At 63.4% G+C, this 17,547-nt stretch carries 14 protein-coding genes; 2 read left to right on the plus strand and 12 right to left on the minus strand.

Going from position 1 to position 17,547, the window contains the following annotated elements:
- Positions 1 to 541: 541 nt before the first annotated feature.
- The 11 genes from ACZXDY_RS13860 to ACZXDY_RS13910 form a co-directional block, all read right to left on the minus strand.
- The gene (locus tag ACZXDY_RS13860; RefSeq protein ID WP_464345873.1) at positions 542 to 952 is read right to left on the minus strand and encodes a PAS domain S-box protein; all 411 of its coding nucleotides are present in this window, start codon (positions 950 to 952) and stop codon (positions 542 to 544) included.
- A gap of 193 nt (positions 953 to 1,145) precedes the next feature.
- Positions 1,146 to 1,304 (minus strand): hypothetical protein, encoded by a 159-nt coding sequence (locus ACZXDY_RS13865; protein ID WP_464345874.1) that lies wholly within the window; start codon positions 1,302 to 1,304, stop codon positions 1,146 to 1,148.
- 33 nt (positions 1,305 to 1,337) lie between these two features.
- Positions 1,338 to 2,042: an ABC transporter ATP-binding protein gene (locus ACZXDY_RS13870; protein ID WP_464345875.1), complete on the minus strand. Its 705-nt coding sequence runs from the start codon at positions 2,040 to 2,042 to the stop codon at positions 1,338 to 1,340.
- Positions 2,035 to 2,817: an ABC transporter ATP-binding protein gene (locus ACZXDY_RS13875; RefSeq protein ID WP_464345876.1), complete on the minus strand. Its 783-nt coding sequence runs from the start codon at positions 2,815 to 2,817 to the stop codon at positions 2,035 to 2,037. The genes ACZXDY_RS13870 and ACZXDY_RS13875 overlap by 8 nt, the downstream gene beginning before the upstream one ends.
- Complete coding sequence (locus ACZXDY_RS13880) at positions 2,817 to 3,860, minus strand: branched-chain amino acid ABC transporter permease (RefSeq protein WP_464345877.1); 1,044 nt, start codon at positions 3,858 to 3,860, stop codon at positions 2,817 to 2,819. The genes ACZXDY_RS13875 and ACZXDY_RS13880 overlap by 1 nt, the downstream gene beginning before the upstream one ends.
- Positions 3,857 to 4,729: a branched-chain amino acid ABC transporter permease gene (locus tag ACZXDY_RS13885; protein WP_464345878.1), complete on the minus strand. Its 873-nt coding sequence runs from the start codon at positions 4,727 to 4,729 to the stop codon at positions 3,857 to 3,859. The genes ACZXDY_RS13880 and ACZXDY_RS13885 overlap by 4 nt, the downstream gene beginning before the upstream one ends.
- Positions 4,730 to 4,797: 68 nt before the next feature.
- Positions 4,798 to 5,952 (minus strand): ABC transporter substrate-binding protein, encoded by a 1,155-nt coding sequence (locus ACZXDY_RS13890; protein WP_464345879.1) that lies wholly within the window; start codon positions 5,950 to 5,952, stop codon positions 4,798 to 4,800.
- A 77-nt stretch (positions 5,953 to 6,029) separates the two neighbouring features.
- Positions 6,030 to 7,235 carry a xanthine dehydrogenase family Fe-S subunit gene (locus tag ACZXDY_RS13895; protein WP_464345880.1) on the minus strand — a complete coding sequence of 402 codons (1,206 nt, stop codon included), beginning with the start codon at positions 7,233 to 7,235 and terminating at the stop codon, positions 6,030 to 6,032.
- Positions 7,232 to 8,068 carry an FAD binding domain-containing protein gene (locus ACZXDY_RS13900; RefSeq protein ID WP_464345881.1) on the minus strand — a complete coding sequence of 279 codons (837 nt, stop codon included), beginning with the start codon at positions 8,066 to 8,068 and terminating at the stop codon, positions 7,232 to 7,234. Before ACZXDY_RS13900 ends, ACZXDY_RS13895 begins: the two co-directional genes overlap by 4 nt.
- Positions 8,065 to 10,449, minus strand: coding sequence for a xanthine dehydrogenase family protein molybdopterin-binding subunit (locus tag ACZXDY_RS13905; protein WP_464345882.1), 2,385 nt, complete (start codon positions 10,447 to 10,449; stop codon positions 8,065 to 8,067). The genes ACZXDY_RS13900 and ACZXDY_RS13905 overlap by 4 nt, the downstream gene beginning before the upstream one ends.
- 34 nt (positions 10,450 to 10,483) lie before the next feature.
- The gene (locus tag ACZXDY_RS13910) at positions 10,484 to 11,761 is read right to left on the minus strand and encodes an amidohydrolase/deacetylase family metallohydrolase (protein ID WP_464345883.1); all 1,278 of its coding nucleotides are present in this window, start codon (positions 11,759 to 11,761) and stop codon (positions 10,484 to 10,486) included.
- A 163-nt stretch (positions 11,762 to 11,924) separates the two neighbouring features.
- Between ACZXDY_RS13910 and ACZXDY_RS13915 the strand changes: the two genes are divergently transcribed.
- Complete coding sequence (locus ACZXDY_RS13915) at positions 11,925 to 12,419, plus strand: MarR family winged helix-turn-helix transcriptional regulator (protein WP_464345884.1); 495 nt, start codon at positions 11,925 to 11,927, stop codon at positions 12,417 to 12,419.
- A gap of 308 nt (positions 12,420 to 12,727) precedes the next feature.
- Positions 12,728 to 14,146: a cytosine permease gene (locus tag ACZXDY_RS13920; RefSeq protein WP_464345885.1), complete on the plus strand. Its 1,419-nt coding sequence runs from the start codon at positions 12,728 to 12,730 to the stop codon at positions 14,144 to 14,146.
- Positions 14,147 to 14,444: 298 nt separating this feature from the next.
- Here ACZXDY_RS13920 and ACZXDY_RS13925 read toward each other — a convergent pair whose 3' ends face one another.
- Positions 14,445 to 17,303 carry an ATP-binding protein gene (locus ACZXDY_RS13925; protein ID WP_464345886.1) on the minus strand — a complete coding sequence of 953 codons (2,859 nt, stop codon included), beginning with the start codon at positions 17,301 to 17,303 and terminating at the stop codon, positions 14,445 to 14,447.
- Positions 17,304 to 17,547 lie beyond the last annotated feature (244 nt).

A 17,547-nucleotide genomic window follows, 5' to 3' on the forward strand; every position in this document is an offset into this window, starting at 1 on the left:
CACCGGCAACCCGGTACAGGCACGGGCGCCGTGGACCCGAGCAATGCTATTTGATCGTCGCGTGCACAGTGATTACCGAAGTGCCAGAAGCCGTCGGCCCCTGTCCCACTGCTTTGATGGTAAATGTATCGCTCCCCTTGTACCTAGCCTTCGCTTTGTATTCGTAAGTCGTCATGTTGAGCTTTTTCAAGCTGCCATGTGCCGGCTTTTGTAAGATGTCCGAGCTGCTCACCGTGCCGGGTATCGTAATTGGAAATAGGCAACTTTCTCCTGAGCTGACGCTAATGTCGCCGGTCGAATTCTCGCCCCAATCCGCTACTTCCAGTAATCTGGGACAGTCAGAAGCGGCTATCGCTGGAGACGCAGACATGGAGCCTGCAGCTCCAGCGATAAGCATCAAAACAGCGACTCTAGACAACCGCATCGTAGACTTCCTCGTTTTGCGTCGATGGCGGTATTGTCGGACGTCCAAGAAAACTTCGCTATCACAGACGCATCAACGATCCTGCCGGGCCGGTTGAAAGCGGCACCTGCGAACATCTCACGAGGGGCGGGTCGCCGCACGCTCTCGTTCGATGCGCTCGGTCACGTCTCGCGCCACGGCAACCGAGCCAAGCACTTCGCCAGCGGCGCTGTCCTTGACGATCGCGAATGTCATCTCAACGTAGACCTTGCGTCCGCTCTTGTGCAAGGCGCGCGTCAGCGTGGGCTTGCCTTGAAGCTTCATGGCGCCGCCAGTCATTGCCGCCTCAAAGCCGCGCCAATGCGCGGCCCGCAGATGCTCGGGGATGATCAGATCGAGGCCTTGGCCGAGCACCTCCTCCAACGAATAGCCAAACAATGCGGCGGCGGCGGGATTCCAGCGGGCAATCGCGCCGGAGCGATCGGCGTAGATCACCGCATCGGCCGTTTGATCGAGAATTCTTTCCGCTAACTCGGAGCGCTCTTCCATGGGGCACCTGTTTGGTTCTGTCACGTCTAACCTTTCTGCGCAACAATGTAGACCGCGCTCAAGTTCCGCTGATAGCGCTCGAACACCTCCCACATCGCAAGAACCCGCATATGGCATGATGGTCACGGCTTTGCCGACATTCACCGAAACGCGGCGAAGCCATTGAGCTTTTCGGGATTTTCTACGAGCAGTGTCACACGGTTTGTTCGTCCGGCAGCCACGGCCACGCGGGCGAAAGGAGCCATGGCGCGGACCTTAAGTTGCCCATATTGCCCCACATGTCAGGATAGATACCGACGTTATTGCCGCCGATGCTGGTGCAGTCGAAGGTCTTTTCGATCAACCGGCTCACAGGTCAGATCGCCGTCCGAGCGACCGCGGCGGATCAGCCGCCGAGATAGGCCTTTCGCACATGCTCGTTCGCGATCAGCTCCGCGCCGACGCCGGACAGCACGATGCGACCGCTCTCGATGAGGTAAGCCTGATCGCACATCTCAAGCGCAGCAAAGGCATTTTGCTCTACCAGTAAAACGGTTGTGCCGGCATCGCGGATGCCGCGGATGATCGCAAACGTTCGTTCAACAATATTCGGCGCGAGCCCAAGCGACGGCTCGTCAAACATGATGAGGCGAGGCCGCGACATCAGCGCCCTGCCGATCGCCAGCATCTGTTGCTCGCCGCCCGACAGGGTACCGGCCGCCTGCCGCCTCCGCTCCGCAAGACGCGGAAACTCAGTGAAGATGCGGTCACGGTCCGCGGCGATCCCGCTCGGGTCGCTACGCAGATAGGCGCCCATGTCAAGATTTTCCTCGACAGTCATGTGCGGAAACACGCGCCTTCCCTCCGGACAATGCGCGATCCCGTTCGCCAGCACGCGCGGCGGTCGCGCCGCGGTGATATCCTTGCCGTCGAAGAACATCTGTCCGGAACGCAACGGTACCAATCCGGAAATCGCGCGCAGCGTCGTGCTCTTGCCGGCGCCATTGGCGCCGATCAGAGCGACGAGCTGCCCGGCCTTCACCTGCAGCGAGATGCCCCGCAGCGCGGTAACGCCGCCATAGCCGCAGACGATGTCGCGGATCTCAAGCACGCGCGGCTCCCTGCCCGAGATAGGCTTCGATAACGTCAGGATCGTTCCGGATCGCATCCGGCGGTCCTTCCGCGATGATCCGGCCGTAGTTCAACACCACGATCCGATCCGACACGCTCATCACCATCGGCATGTCATGCTCGACCAGAAGGATGGTGACGCCGCGGTCGCGGATATTGCGGATGAGTTCGACGAACGTGTGGGTCTCCGACGCATTCATGCCGGAGACCGGCTCGTCGAGCAGCAGCATCGACGGCTCCGCGGCCAGCGCCAGCGCCACGCCGACGAGGCGCTGCTCGCCATAGGACAGCGAACCTGCGGGGTCGTGGGCGCGACGCTCGAGCCCGACCCATTCGACGAGTTCGGCGGCGCGCTCTCGCAGCCGGCGCTCCGACGCGCGTCCGCGCGGCAGCCCAAGAATCGCTTCGAACAGGCCAACCCGGCCCTGGCGGTGCAGCCCGATCAGAAGATTGTCGTAAACCGTGTCGTTCGGGAAAACACTGGTCCGCTGAAAGGTGCGGATCAATCCGAGATCAGCGATCTGATGCGGCTTCAGTCCGTTCAGTGTGGCCCCGCGATAGCTCACCTTGCCGTGGACTGGATCCAGAAAGCCGGTCATGACGTTGAACGCGGTGGTCTTGCCGGCGCCGTTCGGGCCGATCAGGCTGACGATCTCGCCCTCGCCTACCGTAAAGTTCATATCCGAGAGCGCGACGAGCCCGCCGAAGCGAACGGCGACCTGCTCCACGTCCAAGGCGATCGCACGCGAGGTCACTACGCAGGCTCCTTGGCACGTTCGGAAAAGGCAACCGGAGCAACCGTTGCGGCTTGGCGCTTCCGTTTCGCGAACCGCTGCGCCAATGAAGGTACGATGCCGCGCGGCAGTACGAAGAGGATCACGATCAGCACGCCCCCATAGGCGATCCATTGTGCTTCCGGCGCCATGATCGGACGCAGGACGACCGGCAGCAATCCGAAGATCAGGCCGCCGACGACCGGTCCGGCCAGTGAGCCCTTGCCGCCGCTGATGACCATGATCACCATCGTCACCGTGTTGATGAAAGCGAACACCTCGGGATCGATGATCCGGATGTAGTGCGCGTAAAGGCTGCCGGCCGCGCCCGCGATGGCAGCCGAGATGACCGCGGCGAGCGTAAGCGTCTTCGTGACGTCGATCCCGACCGACACCGCCAGCGTTTCGTTTTCCATCAGCCCGCGCATGGCGCGGCCAAAATGGGAGTGCACGAGCCGCGCGATCAGGAGGTAGGCGACGACTGCGACCGCGAGCACGAGATAATAGTTCTGCAGCTTGGTGCGCAGCGTCAATTCACCGAGACCCGGCAAGCCAATCGCGATCGACGGGATATTGGTTAGCGCCAGCGGCCCCTGCGTCAGCTCGACCCAGTTCAGCGCCACCAGCCGCACGACCTCGGCAAAGGAAATCGTGACGATCACGAAATAAGCGCCGCGGACGCGGAAGGAAAGCAACCCGACGAAATAGCCGCACAATCCCGCGACCAGGATCGCCAGCGCAAGCCCCGCAATCGGTGGCCATGGTTCGTGAACCAGGCGGAAGCCGCCGGGCAGGCCGATATCGAAGCCGAGCGAGGTCAGCGCGCTGACATAGGCGCCGATGCCGAAGAAAGCGATGTGACCGAGGCTGAGCTGGCCGGTGAAACCGAGCAGGAGATTGAGGCTCATTGCAGCGATGATGAAGATTCCGGTCGTGATCAGCGCGTTCAGGAGATAAGGATCGCGCAGCCAGAGCGGCACGGATGCGAAGGCCGCGAGCGCAAGGATGGTGATCGCTGCCCTCATCCCACGCGCTCCGAACGCGCGAACAAACCGGTGGGCTTGAAGATCAGCACCGCGATGATGATCAGGAAGCCCATCGCGTCCCGATATCCCGACGATATGTAGCCGGCGCCCAGCTCCTCGGCCAATGCCAGGATGAAGCCGCCGATCACCGCGCCAGTGATGTTGCCGAGACCGCCGAGGATCACGATCGCGAAGGCCTTGACCGCGGCAAGATCGCCCATCTGCGGAGAGATCACATAGACCGGGCCGAGCAGCGCGCCGGCCGCAGCGGCCAGGCTCGAGCCGATCGCAAAGGTCGAGGTATAGATGAGATCGACATTGACCCCCATCAGCGACGCGGTGTCCTGATCCTGGAACGTCGCGCGCATCGCGCAGCCGAGCTTGGTACGGTTGATGAGCAGGTACGTCACCACGATCAGAAGCGCTGCGGCCGCCAGGACAAACAGCCGCAGCCAGGAGACGGAGACAGGTCCCAAGACAAGCGGCGCTTCCGGAAACGGTGTCGCGACCGATTTCGCGACCCCACCCCAGATCCACAGCGTGGCCGACTGCATCGCGATCCAGGCGCCGATCATCACCAGCATGGTGGTGTCGATATCGGAGCCGCGCAGCGGTCGCAGCAAGGTCAGTTCAATCACCGCGCCCAGGAGCCACCCCGCCACGACGGCGACGGGCAGCGCGAGGAAGAAGTTCAGCCCAAGCTGCTGAACCACGATGAACATGATGTAGGCGCCGAACGTGTAGAGCACGCCATGCGTAAAGTTCACCACGTTCATGATGCCGAAGATCAAGGTCAGCCCGATCCCCAGCAGCGCGTAGGTGCCACCGAGCACGAGCATGTTGATGAGATGTTGCAGAAACTCGCTCAAGGCGGCTCCGGGCTATCCTGGTGCGGGCGAGGACCGCAGCGCGGCCCTCGTCGATAGATGACGCGAGATCAGAGAGTCTTCATGTCGACCTTGCCGTCGCTGATCTCGATCAGGTAGACGTTCGGCTGGCTCTGGCCGCTCTCCTTGCCTTCCGGGCCGGACTTGCGGAACACGATATCGCCGTTCAAGCCCTTCACCTTGATGTCCCACAGCGCCGCCTTGATGGCCCCGGGCTCCGCCTTGCCCGCCTTCTCGATCGCAGCTGCCGCAGTACGGATGCCGTCATAGCCGCGGAAACTCTCGGTGCAGCCGGCAAAGTCGAAGCCGCGCTTCTTCCATTCCGACACGAAATAGTTGGTAGCTTCCGGATTCGGCGTCTTCTCGGGGAACCAGGGCAGGAAAGTCGTCAGGTGCATGGTGCCGTTGGCCGCGGCGCCCGCCTGCGCGATGATCTGATCCGGATTTTGCGAGCCGCCGGTGGTGATGATGCGCTTCTTGAGGCCCAGCGCCGCCGCCTGTTTGAAGATCAGAGTGAGCTGGTCGACCGCGGTCGTGACGATCACGGTCTCGGAGTCCGAGCCCTTGATCTTGGAGAGCTGCGCGCTCATGTCCTGCGCGCCTTGGTCCATGGTCTCGACCAGACCGATGCCGATCCCCTTCTCCTTCATCATCTTGGCGAAATCGTCCGCCGTGCCGCGGCCCCAGTCGTTGTTGATGACGAGGAAATCGACCTTCTTGAGCGCGAGCTTGTCGACGATGCCCTTGAAGGCGGCCGCTTCGACCGACGAGGGCGGCGAGATACGGAAGATGAAGGGATTTCCGGTGGTGGTGATCTTGCTGGACGACGACGTCTCGACGACCATCGGCGTCTCGTACTCGATCAGCTTCGGCATCACCGCAAGCGTCAGGCTCGAGCCCCAGGCGCCCATCAGCACCGGCACCTTGTCGCTGGTGATCAGCTTCTCGGCGACGGCGGCGGCCTCGGTCGGATTGCTCTTGTTGTCCTCGATGACAAGCTCGATCTTCTTGCCGAGAATGCCGCCCTTGGCGTTGATCTCGTCGGCGGCGATCTTGGCGCCGTTGACAACATAAGTGCCGGATGCGGCGAACGCGCCGGTAAGTGGCTCGTTCACACCGATCTTGATGGTTTGCGCCTCGGCCCCGCCCCCGAGCAAAGCGGTCGCCAGCGCAATTGCCGGAACAATCCAGGAAGTCCTAATCATGTAGCTCTCCAATTGCTCTGTTGATCTCCGCGCAGTCCCAACCTCGCCGCCCCGCGATATGGGGAGACGCCGAAACATCATGCCGCTCCGTCTCGCCGGACGAAGCGACCCAACCAGCGCGCGATGCGCGCGCGAAAAACACCTGAAATCATCGAAAATCCCTTCAGCTCCTTCGCGGTTGCCTGCTCGGGCGAGGCCCCCGACATGCGGCGATCGAGATTGGCGGCAAATTCCGCGATCAGCCGCTCGGCGAGGTCGCGCACCAATCCCGGCCGCCCGACCTGCGCCAGCATTCCCGTCAGCGTGTATCCGATCAAGAGATCGACGCGCGTCGCCGCGCCCTCCTCGATCGGCGCCAGCTGGTACCGGATTTCGCCCTGGGTCGCCGATCGGCTGCGCCGATCGTTGCCGATGCCGACGATGCGACCGGAGAGATTTTTCGGTTCGCGCTCGATGCGGGCCGAGCCCAGGAATGTCGCAGCGATCGGACCAAGCTTGACGCGGATGGCGCCTTCAACCCGTTCAGGGCTCGGGACCGCCGTCAACGACGCGCCTGGCAGGCAGGCCGCGACGGCGGCGATGTCATCGAACATCGCAAAGACATCCTTCGGCGGGTACGGGAGCGTGAAGTCCCGTTCGAGCCGGTTGGCCGGGGTGAAGTCAGGAATCTCGGCCAGCGATGCCACCGTCTCGGATGCATAGGTGGGTTCAGTTTGGATTGGCTGCGGGACCTGGATCGCACCGTCTCGCCCACTTCGCCTGGAGCCCGCTGGCCCCAAGACCTTGCGGCCGCCGTCCGGCTCGGGTGCGATGCTGCGGGCACGCCGCGCCTCGATCACGGACTGCACCGCGCGCACGATGCCGACGTACCCGGTGCAGCGGCAGAGATTGCCGCTCAGGCCGACGCGAATCTGGCGCTCATCGGCCGCGGTCAGGCGCAGGACAAGGTCGCGCGCGGAGACCAGCATGCCAGGCGTGCAATAGCCGCACTGCAAGGCGTGCTCGCGGGTGAAGGCAGCGCGCAGCTCGGTCGTGATGTCATCCTCATCGAGGCCCTCAATCGTGGTGACATCGGCCCCCTCGCAAGCCACGGCATAAGTGATGCAGGAGCGCGCCGGCACACCGTCGAGCAGCACCGTGCAGGCGCCGCAGACACCATGCTCGCAACCAAGATGCGTACCGGTCAAATCAAGCTTGTCGCGAACGAAATCGGCCAGACTCGTGCGCGGCTCCGCCTCAGCCTGTACCACACGTCGGTTGACGTTAAGCGCAATCGTGTTCATGCGGCCGCCTCACGGACGGCGCGCCTGAGCACGCTCACATGGATATGTCGGTCGGCCGGATTGCCGATGCCAGCCTTGGCGAGAAGACCGTCGGCGACGCGCACGTCAAAACGTTCCTTGTAGTCGCCGGCGACGCGGCCACCGAACAGTTCCGCGGCATCCGTGATCACGATCGGTGCGGTGTCGATCGCGCCCATCACCACGCGCGCCGTCGCGGCGCTCGGATCGATCAGCACCGCGCTAAGCGCATGCGCGAACTCGCCGGTCTTGCGGCAGCTCTTGACGTAGCCCCAATGTGCCGATGCCGGTCGTGCCGGAACATGGATGGTCTCGACGATCTCGCCGGGACGCAGTGCCGATTCGAGCGCTCCAAGGATGAAATCTTCCATCGCGACCGTACGTGCACCTGCGAGGCTGCGCAGCGTGAGCCGCGCGCTGAAAGCCGCAAGCGCCGACACCCAGTCCGCGGCCGGATCGGCATGGCTGAGCGAGCCGCCGATCGTGCCGCGGTTGCGCACCGCACGGTAGGCAATGTTGGCGGCGACACCCCGCATGGCGCCACGCGTCACATCCGGCGTTCGTCCATCCTCGATGTCGGCGTGCGTGATGCAGGCCCCGAGCACAAGCTCGTCGCCGTGTCGCTCCACCTGCTTGAGTTCGGCAAGGCCAGTGATGTCGACGACCAATTCCGGCTGGACCAGCCGCAGGTTCAGCATCGGACCGAGCGACTGACCACCGGCGATGATCTTTGCCGCACCGTCGGTTTCAGCCAGCAGCGCAAGCGCCGCCGCCAGATCGCGTGGGCGCTCATAGCTGAAAGGCGCGGGTTTCATGCCGCCGTCCTTTCTGCATCGCGAGCGGCGAGGATGGCTTCGACGATGCGGTGAGGCGTGATCGGCGATTGCATCATCTCGACACCAAGCGGTCTCAGCGCATCGTTGACGGCATTGGCGATCGCGGCCGGCGGTGCGATCGCGCCGCCCTCGCCGATGCCCTTCACCCCGAACTGCGTATAGGGCGACGGCGTCTCCATGTGGTCGAGGCGCGGCGCGGGCACTTCGGTCGGTCCGGGCAGGAGATAGTCGGCGAGCGTCGTCGCGAGCGGCTGGCCGGATCCGTCGAACGGCATCTCTTCGTAGAGCGCGGTGCCGACGCCCTGCGCGAGGCCGCCATAGATCTGGCCGTCCACAACCATCGGATTGACCAGCACGCCGCCATCCTCGACGACGACATAGTCGAGGATTTCGACCTCTCCCAAATCGCGATCGACAGCGACAACGACTGCATGCGCTGCATAGCTGAAGGTGCCGCTGTCACGCTGCGGCTTGTAGCCGGCGGTGACTTCAAGCCCGCCGGGATCGACATCGGCAGGCAGGTCCTGCGGGCGGCGATACCAAGTGTAGGCGATCTCCTTTAATGTCACGCTGCCGTTGACGCCGCGCACCTCGCCGTTCTGCAGCACCACCGATGCCGGGTCGTGCTGCAACAGCTTGGCGCCGATGCGCCTGGCGCGCTCGCCGAGTTCGCGGCACGCGGTGGCGACTGCGCCACCCGCCATCACCATCGAACGCGATCCCCAGGTCCCCGTCGAATAGGGCGTCATCGCGGTGTCGCCAAGGATGATGCGCACGCTTCCGACATCGACGCCGAGCATCTCGTGGGCGACCTGGGCAAGCGTCGTCTCCATGCTCTGCCCGTGCGAATGCACTCCGACGCGCAGTTCGAGACCACCGTCGGGCGTCAGCCGTGCCGATGCCTGCTCATGGCCCGGCACCATCGGAATGCCCCAGCCGGCATAGACGGAGGTGCCATGCGCCGCCTGCTCGCAATAGACGGAGACGCCGACGCCGATCCGCCGTCCGTCCGGCTCGCCCTCGCGCTGGCGGGCACGCACCGCATCGATATCTATCGCAGCGAGCGCGCGCCGCATCGCCTCGGGATAATCGCCGCTGTCGAAGTGTTTCTTGGTGATGTTGTCGAACGGCATCTGCTCCGGTTGGATCAGATTGCGCAGCCGCACTTCGCCGGGCTCGAGGCCCGCCTCCGCCGCAACCAGATCGAGCATCAGTTCCAGCGCAAAGCAGACCCCGGTGCGTGCGACCCCGCGGTAAGGCAGGATCGGGCATTTGTTGGTCGCGACCGAGAAAGTCCGGCAGCGATAGGCCGGCATCAGGTAGGGACCGGGCAGGATGCTTGCGACCTGCGCCGCCTCGAGGCATGCCGAGAACGGATAGGACGAGTAGGCACCGGAATCGACCGTCGCCTCGCAATCGATGCCGCGCAGCCTTCCGTCACTGTTGGCATAGACCGTGATCTTGTAGTGGTGCTCCCGGCAGTTTGAGCTGGCGGTGAGATGTTCGCGGCGATCCTCCGTCCAGCGCACCGGATGGCCACAGCGCATGGTCAGCCAGGAGAGGCAGACTTCCTCGGGAAGCAGAATTCCCTTGTGGCCAAAACCGCCGCCGACATCGGGCGAGATCAGGCGAATCCTCCCCTCCTCCATGCCAAGGCACTCGGCAAGGCCGCTGCGGGTGACATGCGGCATTTGGGCGGCGGAATAGAGCGTGAGCTGATCGAGCCGGTGATCGAAAGTGGCGACCACGCCGCGCCCTTCGAGCGGCGACATGCATTGTCGTGCGGTCGAGATCTCGCGCGTCACCTTGATCGGCGCATCCAGCGCTGCTGAGATGTCGACCTCATAATTGGTCTCGAGGAAGACGTTGTCGCCCCAGTGCTCGTGCACCAGCGCCGCACCAGGTTCGCGCGCCTTCAGCATGTCGTAGACCGCGGGAAGCTCTTCGAGATCGAGCGTGACAGAAGCCGCGATATCCTCGGCTTCGGCACGCGTCGGCGCCACGCACATCGCGACGAGTTCGCCGACCTGACGGACCTTGCCGGTGGCGAGCACCGGTTGTTCGGAAATCTTGAAGCCCGGCAGCGCCGACACCGCGCGGATCGGCTTGACACCGACGAGATCGGCGGCGGTGAAGACTTTTCCACGATAACGTTCGGGCACATGGATACCGCTGATCCGCGCATGGGCCAGCGGGCTGCGCACGAACGCAACATCCTGCAGCCCGGCGAGACGAATGTCGGCCACGAACTGGCCGCGGCCACGCATCAGCCGATCGTCCTCCTTGCGCGGCAGCCGCGCGCCGACGCCCTGCCCGGCGCCTGCCCCAGGTGCGGAGGAAAAGTCACGCTCGTTGCGCATGGTGGCGTCCCCCGATCGGACTGCTGCGGCCTCCTTACGCCGCAACCGCTTGCGGCAGGATCGGCGCGACCGCGTCGTAGCGCGTGCCGGCACGCAAACAGAACGTCGGCTGCAGCAGCCGCTCGGCAATGACTTCAGTCTTCTCGTTGTCGCGAAGGACAAATCGCCCGGTGTGCTCCGTGAGCACCGAGACATCGGCATCCCTGCCGACTTTGAGCGCGCCGATCTCCTCATCACGGCCAAGCATCTTCGCCGGATTGGAGGTGACCATCGGCACCACCTGCTCGAGCGAGAGCCCCAGCGCCATCATCGAACTCATCGCCTGCACCAAACTGAATTTCGCCTGGCCCGCGAATGGATGATTTTCTTCATCCTCGTGTTGGTCCGGTGTACCGGCCGGCGCGGGCACATGGGTGTTGTAGCCATGGATGTCGGCGCCGAGCGTGGTCGGAACGATGCCGGCACTGATCGCCTTCTTGGCAAGCCGGTAGGAGAAATGGCTGCCGTGGCCGACATCGATCTTGAGGCCACGGTCGAGCGCTGCCTGAATCACCGGATGCACCTCGCCCTCGCGGTTGACGAAGCCGCCGGGATGGCGCGTGAACGGATGCGCTAAGATATCCCCTTCGCGCAACAGCGGGATCACACGCGTCAGGATCGTGTCGGCATCCTCGCCGTTGGCGCCGCTTTCAGGCAGACCCCAGAGCTGACCGAAATGGACATAGACAGGCAGATCAGCGCGGCGGCCGATCTCCGCTGACATTTCGATGACGCGGATGCCCCAGCGCGCAAAACCGCCGATCTCGGCATGCGCCTTGATGCCGCGAACGATATCAAGATTGGCCCTCGCCGCCTTCACGGTGGCATCGATATCGACGCCTTCGGGGCTATAGAGCTGCGGATAGTAATGTCCTTCGAGCCCGCCAACGAGGTAGGCCGACAGGAACGCATAGACGCGCGACTTCGCAGATTCGGCGATGAAGTGGCGAAAGCCCGGAAGCGTCATGCAGGATGGACCGCCCTGATCGACCAGCGTTGTGACGCCCGACTGCACTCCGACCATGTCGGCATTCATGCCGAAACGTCCGGTGACATATTGATAGACATGCGCGTGCGTATCGATCAGTCCCGGCAACACCAGCTTGCCGGCGACGTCGATCACTTCCCTCGCGCTGGTTGGCAGGATATCCGCCTGCATCGCCGCGATCTTGCCGTTGCGAATGGCAACGTCCCGGACGCCGTCGATGCCGGAAGCCGGGCAGATCACGCGACCGCCACGCAATAGCAGGTCGAAGCTGGCGCTGATGGACATGAACATTCTCCTTGCTCTCGCCGGCGGGCTGGGTCCCGCCCTCCCGGAAATACGAAGCATGCTTCGTATTTTTCAAAAAGCAAGCTTCATGCCATGATCTGGTGATGGCGCGTGCACTCGAATCGGGCTACTCGCGCCACGTTCCAAGGCTGGAGACTGTGCGTTGCAGCAAGCGAAGAACCGTCGTGGTGAGATCAGACATCGCCCTTGGCCGTTGTCACAAAGACCTGGGTTCCTGATCCGGCGCCTGCATCAGATTCACGTCGCGCTGTTCCAGGAGGCGTGCGGCGAATTCGAGATAACGCCGCTGCAATACAGCCTGCTCTCGGCGCTGGCGGTGCGAGGAACCGCCGATCAGACCACATTGGCGGCCGATATCGCGCTGGATCGGACCACGACGACGGGTGCGCTGAAGCGACTCGCCGCCCGAAATCTGGTCGAACGAGCCGTCAACAAGGACGACCGACGCGCCCGGCTGTGCAGGTTGACATCGACCGGAAAGGCCCTGCTCGACAAGATTGAAGCATCGGCGCGCGCCGCACACCGCGCAACCCTCGGTGGCTTGACAGAGAAGGAACGCGGCTTGTTCATCGAAATGATGCAACGCATCGTTGCAGGCAACGCCAGTCGCGACAGCGCGACCGCCCTTTTCGACTAGATGGAACGCGAGCCGTTGGCTGTCTTTTTGGCGCGGGCTGCACAATCCGTGATCGCACGCTCGCAATTGCGGTCCCGGCTCTGCTGACGCCCGGACTGGCATGACCAAGCATGCAACAGCCGGCCTGCACGTCGACATAGACCAAGAGCGATGCCGTCTCGGCCTTGAAAAGACAGCGTCAATTCTTCGAACCACCCGCCGCGTCGGCGCGCGAGCAGCAGGCTTCGCGGCTACACCCTACTTCCATGGCACGATTGTTGCTGCGGCCGCCGATTACGAAGCGTGCTTCGTATTGAACGGGGGATGTCATGACGGATTCCGAGCTTCGCGCCGATATTCATAGCATCGAGCCTATTCCTGATGCTGACCGGGACTCCACTGGACCGCAGCAAATGTGGATCTGGGCAGGCGCCAATATCGCGCCGGTCAACTGGGCCCTCGGCGCGCTTGGTATCATCCTGAAGCTCGGCCTTATGGAAACGATCGCGGTGATCGTGATCGGCAACATCATCGGCTGCGCGATCTTTGCGTCCTTCACCGTGATGGGCCACAGGACCGGCGTCAACCAAATGGTCTTGAGCCGCTCGGCCTTCGGCGTTCGCGGCGCCTATCTGCCGAGCATCCTGATGTTCCTGATGACGCTGTGCTGGATCGGCGTGAACACCTACTTCCCCGTGAAGATCGCAGTCGCCATCCTTGGTCAGTTCGGCATTCCCGACACCTGGCTGGTCGAGATCATCATCATCACGCTGGTGATGGTGCTGCAGGTCGGGATCGGCGTGTACGGCTTCTACGCGATCCGGACCTTCGAGAAGTACACGGTGCCAGCGACGGTTGCCATCATGATCCTGATGAGCGTGCTGGCGTGGTCGCGTCCCGGCGTCGTCAACTGGGGCCTCACCACGTCCCTTTCGGGTGGCGCGCATCTGGCGATGCTGACGCTGCTGATGACAGCGATCGGCGTCGGCTGGGGCATCTCCTGGGTCACCTGGGCTTCGGACTATTCGCGCTTCGTGCCGAAGAGCGTGCCCTCGAGCTCCGTGTTCTGGTACAGCTATGTCGGCATGTTCGTCCCGAGCGTGTGGCTCGCCATCCTGGGCGCGACGATCGCCAGCACGACACTGGATACCGATCCGGCCAAGATGGTCAGCGCGGTGTTCGGCGGTCCGACCAGCATCCTGGTGCTGCTGATGGTGCTGCACGGACCGATCGCAACCAATATCCTCAATGTCTATTCGGCTGCGCTCGCCGCGCTTAGCGCAGGCTTCAAGCTCTCGCGCGTCGCGCTAGCGATCATCGTCGGCATCGCCGGCTATCTGGTCACGCTCTACTTCATCTTCGCACCGTCCTTTGCGAAGGCATTCGACAACTGGATGATCAGCCTATTGTTGTGGATGAGCCCGTGGGCCGGTGTCGTGCTCGCCGACTTCTACATCAAGCGAAAGGGCCAGATCGACGTTGCCGAGCTCTACCGCTCGCCGGAAACCAGCGCCTATGGCGATATCAATTGGGGCGGAATCATCGCCTTCCTGGCAGGTCTCGTTGCAGGCTGGTCGGTCGAAGACGGCCTCGTCAGCGCGTTGCAGGGACCAATCTCGACGGGTCTGCTCGGCGGCGCCGATCTCAGCTGGCTCTTTGGCATCGGCGTATCGGCTGCGGTATATCTGGCAGTCGGCAAGCGGGCGACCGCCACAACGCCTGTTGCCGCGACCAGCGCGAGCCAGTGAAGGGGTAATGGATCGCCACCTGACGTCGCGCCCGGGCAAGGCCAAGCCTGCGTCCGCTTCCGAACGCTGTGGATCCAAGGTCCGCAGATGGAGCAGGCCTGTGTTCTCGCGACAGGCTCGGCTGACCGAGGCTTCCCGTATCGGCTGCCAACTATGCCGCGGGCAGCGCGAAGGAAAAGGTAGCGCCACCTTCCGGTTCATTGGCAGCGAATAGTTCGCCGCCATGTTGGCGTACGATGCCGTAACTGATCCACAGGCCGGGCCCCGGATCGGCGACGACGGCACGACGCAGGGCGGCTCACTCGGTGGAAAACTGCGCCATCATTGCTTTTGCGCTTCTCAGGTCCGAAATCTCGAACCCCTCGGTGAACTTTCCGTACACGGAGGCAAGGATGTGGTGCGCGTTGGCAGGACGGTCCTGAGTGGCTCTCAATCGCGCAAAACTGATTGCCGTCCTCAACTCCCAAAACAGCGCGCCCTGGCTGCGCGCAACCTGGAGCGACTTGTCGAAGGACTGCTCGGCGGCGGCAACCGAGCGACGTTCACCGGCGTGGAGCAGCAGCTCGCCTTTGATGCGCAACAGCTCGGCCTGGTACCATTGCTCTTCCCTCGCCTCGCAACGCGCAAGCGCCTCATTGACGGCAATAAGCCCCTGCGCGACGTCGCCTGCCTCGCCGAGACAGATCGCCAATTCGCCAAGAGGAAGCAGGAAGCGCGGCAAAAACCGCGCCTCGCCCGCCAGCTCGAGCGCTTTCCGCAGCACCGGCAATCCCGTCGCAACGCCGCCGCGCTTAGCCATCACCATGCCTCTGAAGGCGCGGGCCCACAAATTCCACAGGCGGATCGGGTGCCGCTCAGTATGCTCGATCAACAGTGCACAGTAGCGTTCCGCCGCATCGAGGTCGCCGGCAAGGAAAGTGATCGGGCAGGCGCCCTGCCCCAGCACGCTGCAGAACGTCAGCGCGTGGCCGCTCGCTCGGCCTTCCTCGATGTTGTGTTCGACCACGCGCAAGGCCTGGTCTGCTAGCCCCATGAGCCACAGGATGCGAGCCTGGAAATAGTGCGCCGATACTCTTAGGTCGAAGCGAAAGCGGATCACCTGCGGCTTTGGCGATAGATCCGAAAGGCGCGACAAGGTCCGCGTGATGTAATGATGCGCGAGGTTCTGGTCGCCGAGGTAGTGCAGCGTGGTAGCCAGCAGCCGATCGGCCATCATCAGGTCGACGGAGTTGCTCGAGCCACCTGCGATTTCGGCGAAGCGGTGCGCAAACTCCAGCGCCTTGCGAAATTCTCCGTTGTTGAACTGATCGATGCACAGTCCCCACAGCGCGCGCAGCAAATAATCGGCGTCGCCGAGTTGCTCGGCGAGTTGCAACGCCAAGGCCCAGGCGGGACCGGCCTCGCGGGCCCTGCCCACGCCATACATCAGCGACCAGGCGTGTGCGGCCGAAAGCTGCATGCGCAGGCGCAATGCTTCCGGGCAAGCTTCATCGATCCTTGCCAGCGCCAACTCGGTGCGCTCGCGGCACTCCGCGAGCAGCGACAGTTGTACCCAGAGCGGCACTGCGGCCGCGGTCAATGCCACACCAATCTGCGCATCGCCGCCGGGGGAGAATGCCCAATCAAGGCTGGCACGCACGTTGTCGATATGCCGGCCGTAAATGGCAAGCCACTCGGCCTGCGGCTTCAACTCGCTTTCGGCTTCTGCATTGGCGAAGAAGACGCGATAATATTGCGCGTGACGGCGCGCTGCATCGAAATATTCCCCTGAGCCATGCAGCTTTTCCAGCGCGTAAGCGCGCGTCGTATCCAGCAGGCGGTAGTGCGGCCGGTCGCCACGAATGTCGGCGACGGCAAGGGATTTTGCGACCAGATTGGCGAGGTGGTCGGTGACTTCGCCCCTCTCGTGATCGCCGGCAACCGCAATCACTGCGTCGAGCAGGAAATCGCCGGCGAAGATGCCGAGCCGCCGCAGGACCCGCGCCTCCGCCTCCGGCAGCAGGTCATAGCTCCAGTCGAGCGTCGCGCGCAGCGTTTGCTGCCGGGGCAGCGCGGTGCGCCGGCCCGTCGTGAGGAATTTAAATCTGTCGTCCAGAAGCGCCGCGATCTTGGGCGGCCCAAGCATCGCCGCGCGTGCCGCGGCAAACTCAATGGCGAGCGGAATGCCGTCGAGCCGGCGGCAAATAGCGGCAATGGCGCCAAGATTCTCCTCGTCGCGCTCGAAGCTAGAACCCTGTGCCTTCGCCCTGGTCATGAACAGTTCGACTGCGGTGTGTTCAAAGATGGCGTCCGATGCGAGCAGAGGCTCAGGCGGCACTTCCAGTGGAGGCACGCGATAGACATGTTCGCCATCGATGCGCAGGGCCTCGCGGCTGGTCGCGATAATGGTCGTACCGGGGCAGCGGCTGACGATCGTCTCGGTGAGCCTAGCTACGGCACCAATGACATGCTCGCAATTGTCGAAAACGACCAGCAACTCTCGCACTCCGATGGCACGCGCGATGGCCTCTGCGCAGATCTCTTCACCTTCCAGTTTGATGCCGAGCACGCTGGCAACCGCTGAAGGCACGAGTTCGGGATTTGAAAGCGAGGCCAGTTCGATGAGGAACCGGTCGGCCGTCAGTCCGGCCGGCGGCGACCTGGCCGCCTGCAGCGCCAGCGCTGTCTTGCCGATCCCGCCGGGCCCGACGAGACTCACGACTCGATAGGCCGACAGAAGCTCCCATAGGTGAGCGATCGCCGTAGCGCGACCGATGAGATTGAACGTCGCGGCCGGAATGTTGGTCGACGGCGACAGTTCAGGCGCAGCCGGCTGAGCCGGCGCATCGACATGCCGGATCTGCCATGATCCCAGAAGGCGATATCCCCGGCCGACCGTCGTGGCCAGCATGTCGCGATCCGAACCGAGGGCCTTGCGGATCGCCGCGATGTGCACACGAAGCGCGCCCTCCTCGACGAATACCCCCCGCCAGACCCGCTTGGTCAAATCACTCTTGGGAACCAGTTCGCCTTCTGCCTGGACCAATTCCGCAATGATCTCAAAGGCCCGTCCCCCCAACGGCACGGGCACTCCCTGAGAGCGCAATTCCCGTCTGGCAAGGTCGATTTCCCATCCTGCGCATGCATAGATGGGGCGCAGGCCTGATGCGGCCGTCATTTAGAGAAGCCCCAAGCAGTTGGTAAATTTCCACCCAGGCGATCAGCCTATCATCAGCCCAGTCGAAAGAAACCAACCCAGGCGAGAACCAAGCGAGGACTGTGCGGCGCCCGCTTCGCCTGCAGTCTGCCGCACCGGATCGGTTCAGCCTTTTCAAGAACGGAAGCAGGCGCCTGATGAGAACTCCGCGCGCGGCGCATACGTCGACCGTAGCTATCGCACCGCACAACGGCATCCGCGTACG

The organism is Bradyrhizobium sp. LeoB3, from assembly GCF_055456055.1.

What these genes read in the sequence shown, in the direction of transcription:
- ACZXDY_RS13860 (WP_464345873.1), bottom strand. Translation starts at nt 952, where the DNA reads ATGGAAGAGCGCTCCGAGTTAGCGGAAAGAATTCTCGATCAAACGGCC.
- ACZXDY_RS13920 (WP_464345885.1), top strand. Translation starts at nt 12,728, where the DNA reads ATGACGGATTCCGAGCTTCGCGCCGATATTCATAGCATCGAGCCTATT.
- ACZXDY_RS13900 (WP_464345881.1), bottom strand. Translation starts at nt 8,068, where the DNA reads ATGAAACCCGCGCCTTTCAGCTATGAGCGCCCACGCGATCTGGCGGCG.
- ACZXDY_RS13895 (WP_464345880.1), bottom strand. Translation starts at nt 7,235, where the DNA reads ATGAACACGATTGCGCTTAACGTCAACCGACGTGTGGTACAGGCTGAG.
- ACZXDY_RS13880 (WP_464345877.1), bottom strand. Translation starts at nt 3,860, where the DNA reads ATGAGGGCAGCGATCACCATCCTTGCGCTCGCGGCCTTCGCATCCGTG.
- ACZXDY_RS13890 (WP_464345879.1), bottom strand. Translation starts at nt 5,952, where the DNA reads ATGATTAGGACTTCCTGGATTGTTCCGGCAATTGCGCTGGCGACCGCT.
- ACZXDY_RS13905 (WP_464345882.1), bottom strand. Translation starts at nt 10,449, where the DNA reads ATGCGCAACGAGCGTGACTTTTCCTCCGCACCTGGGGCAGGCGCCGGG.
- ACZXDY_RS13925 (WP_464345886.1), bottom strand. Translation starts at nt 17,303, where the DNA reads ATGACGGCCGCATCAGGCCTGCGCCCCATCTATGCATGCGCAGGATGG.
- ACZXDY_RS13910 (WP_464345883.1), bottom strand. Translation starts at nt 11,761, where the DNA reads ATGTCCATCAGCGCCAGCTTCGACCTGCTATTGCGTGGCGGTCGCGTG.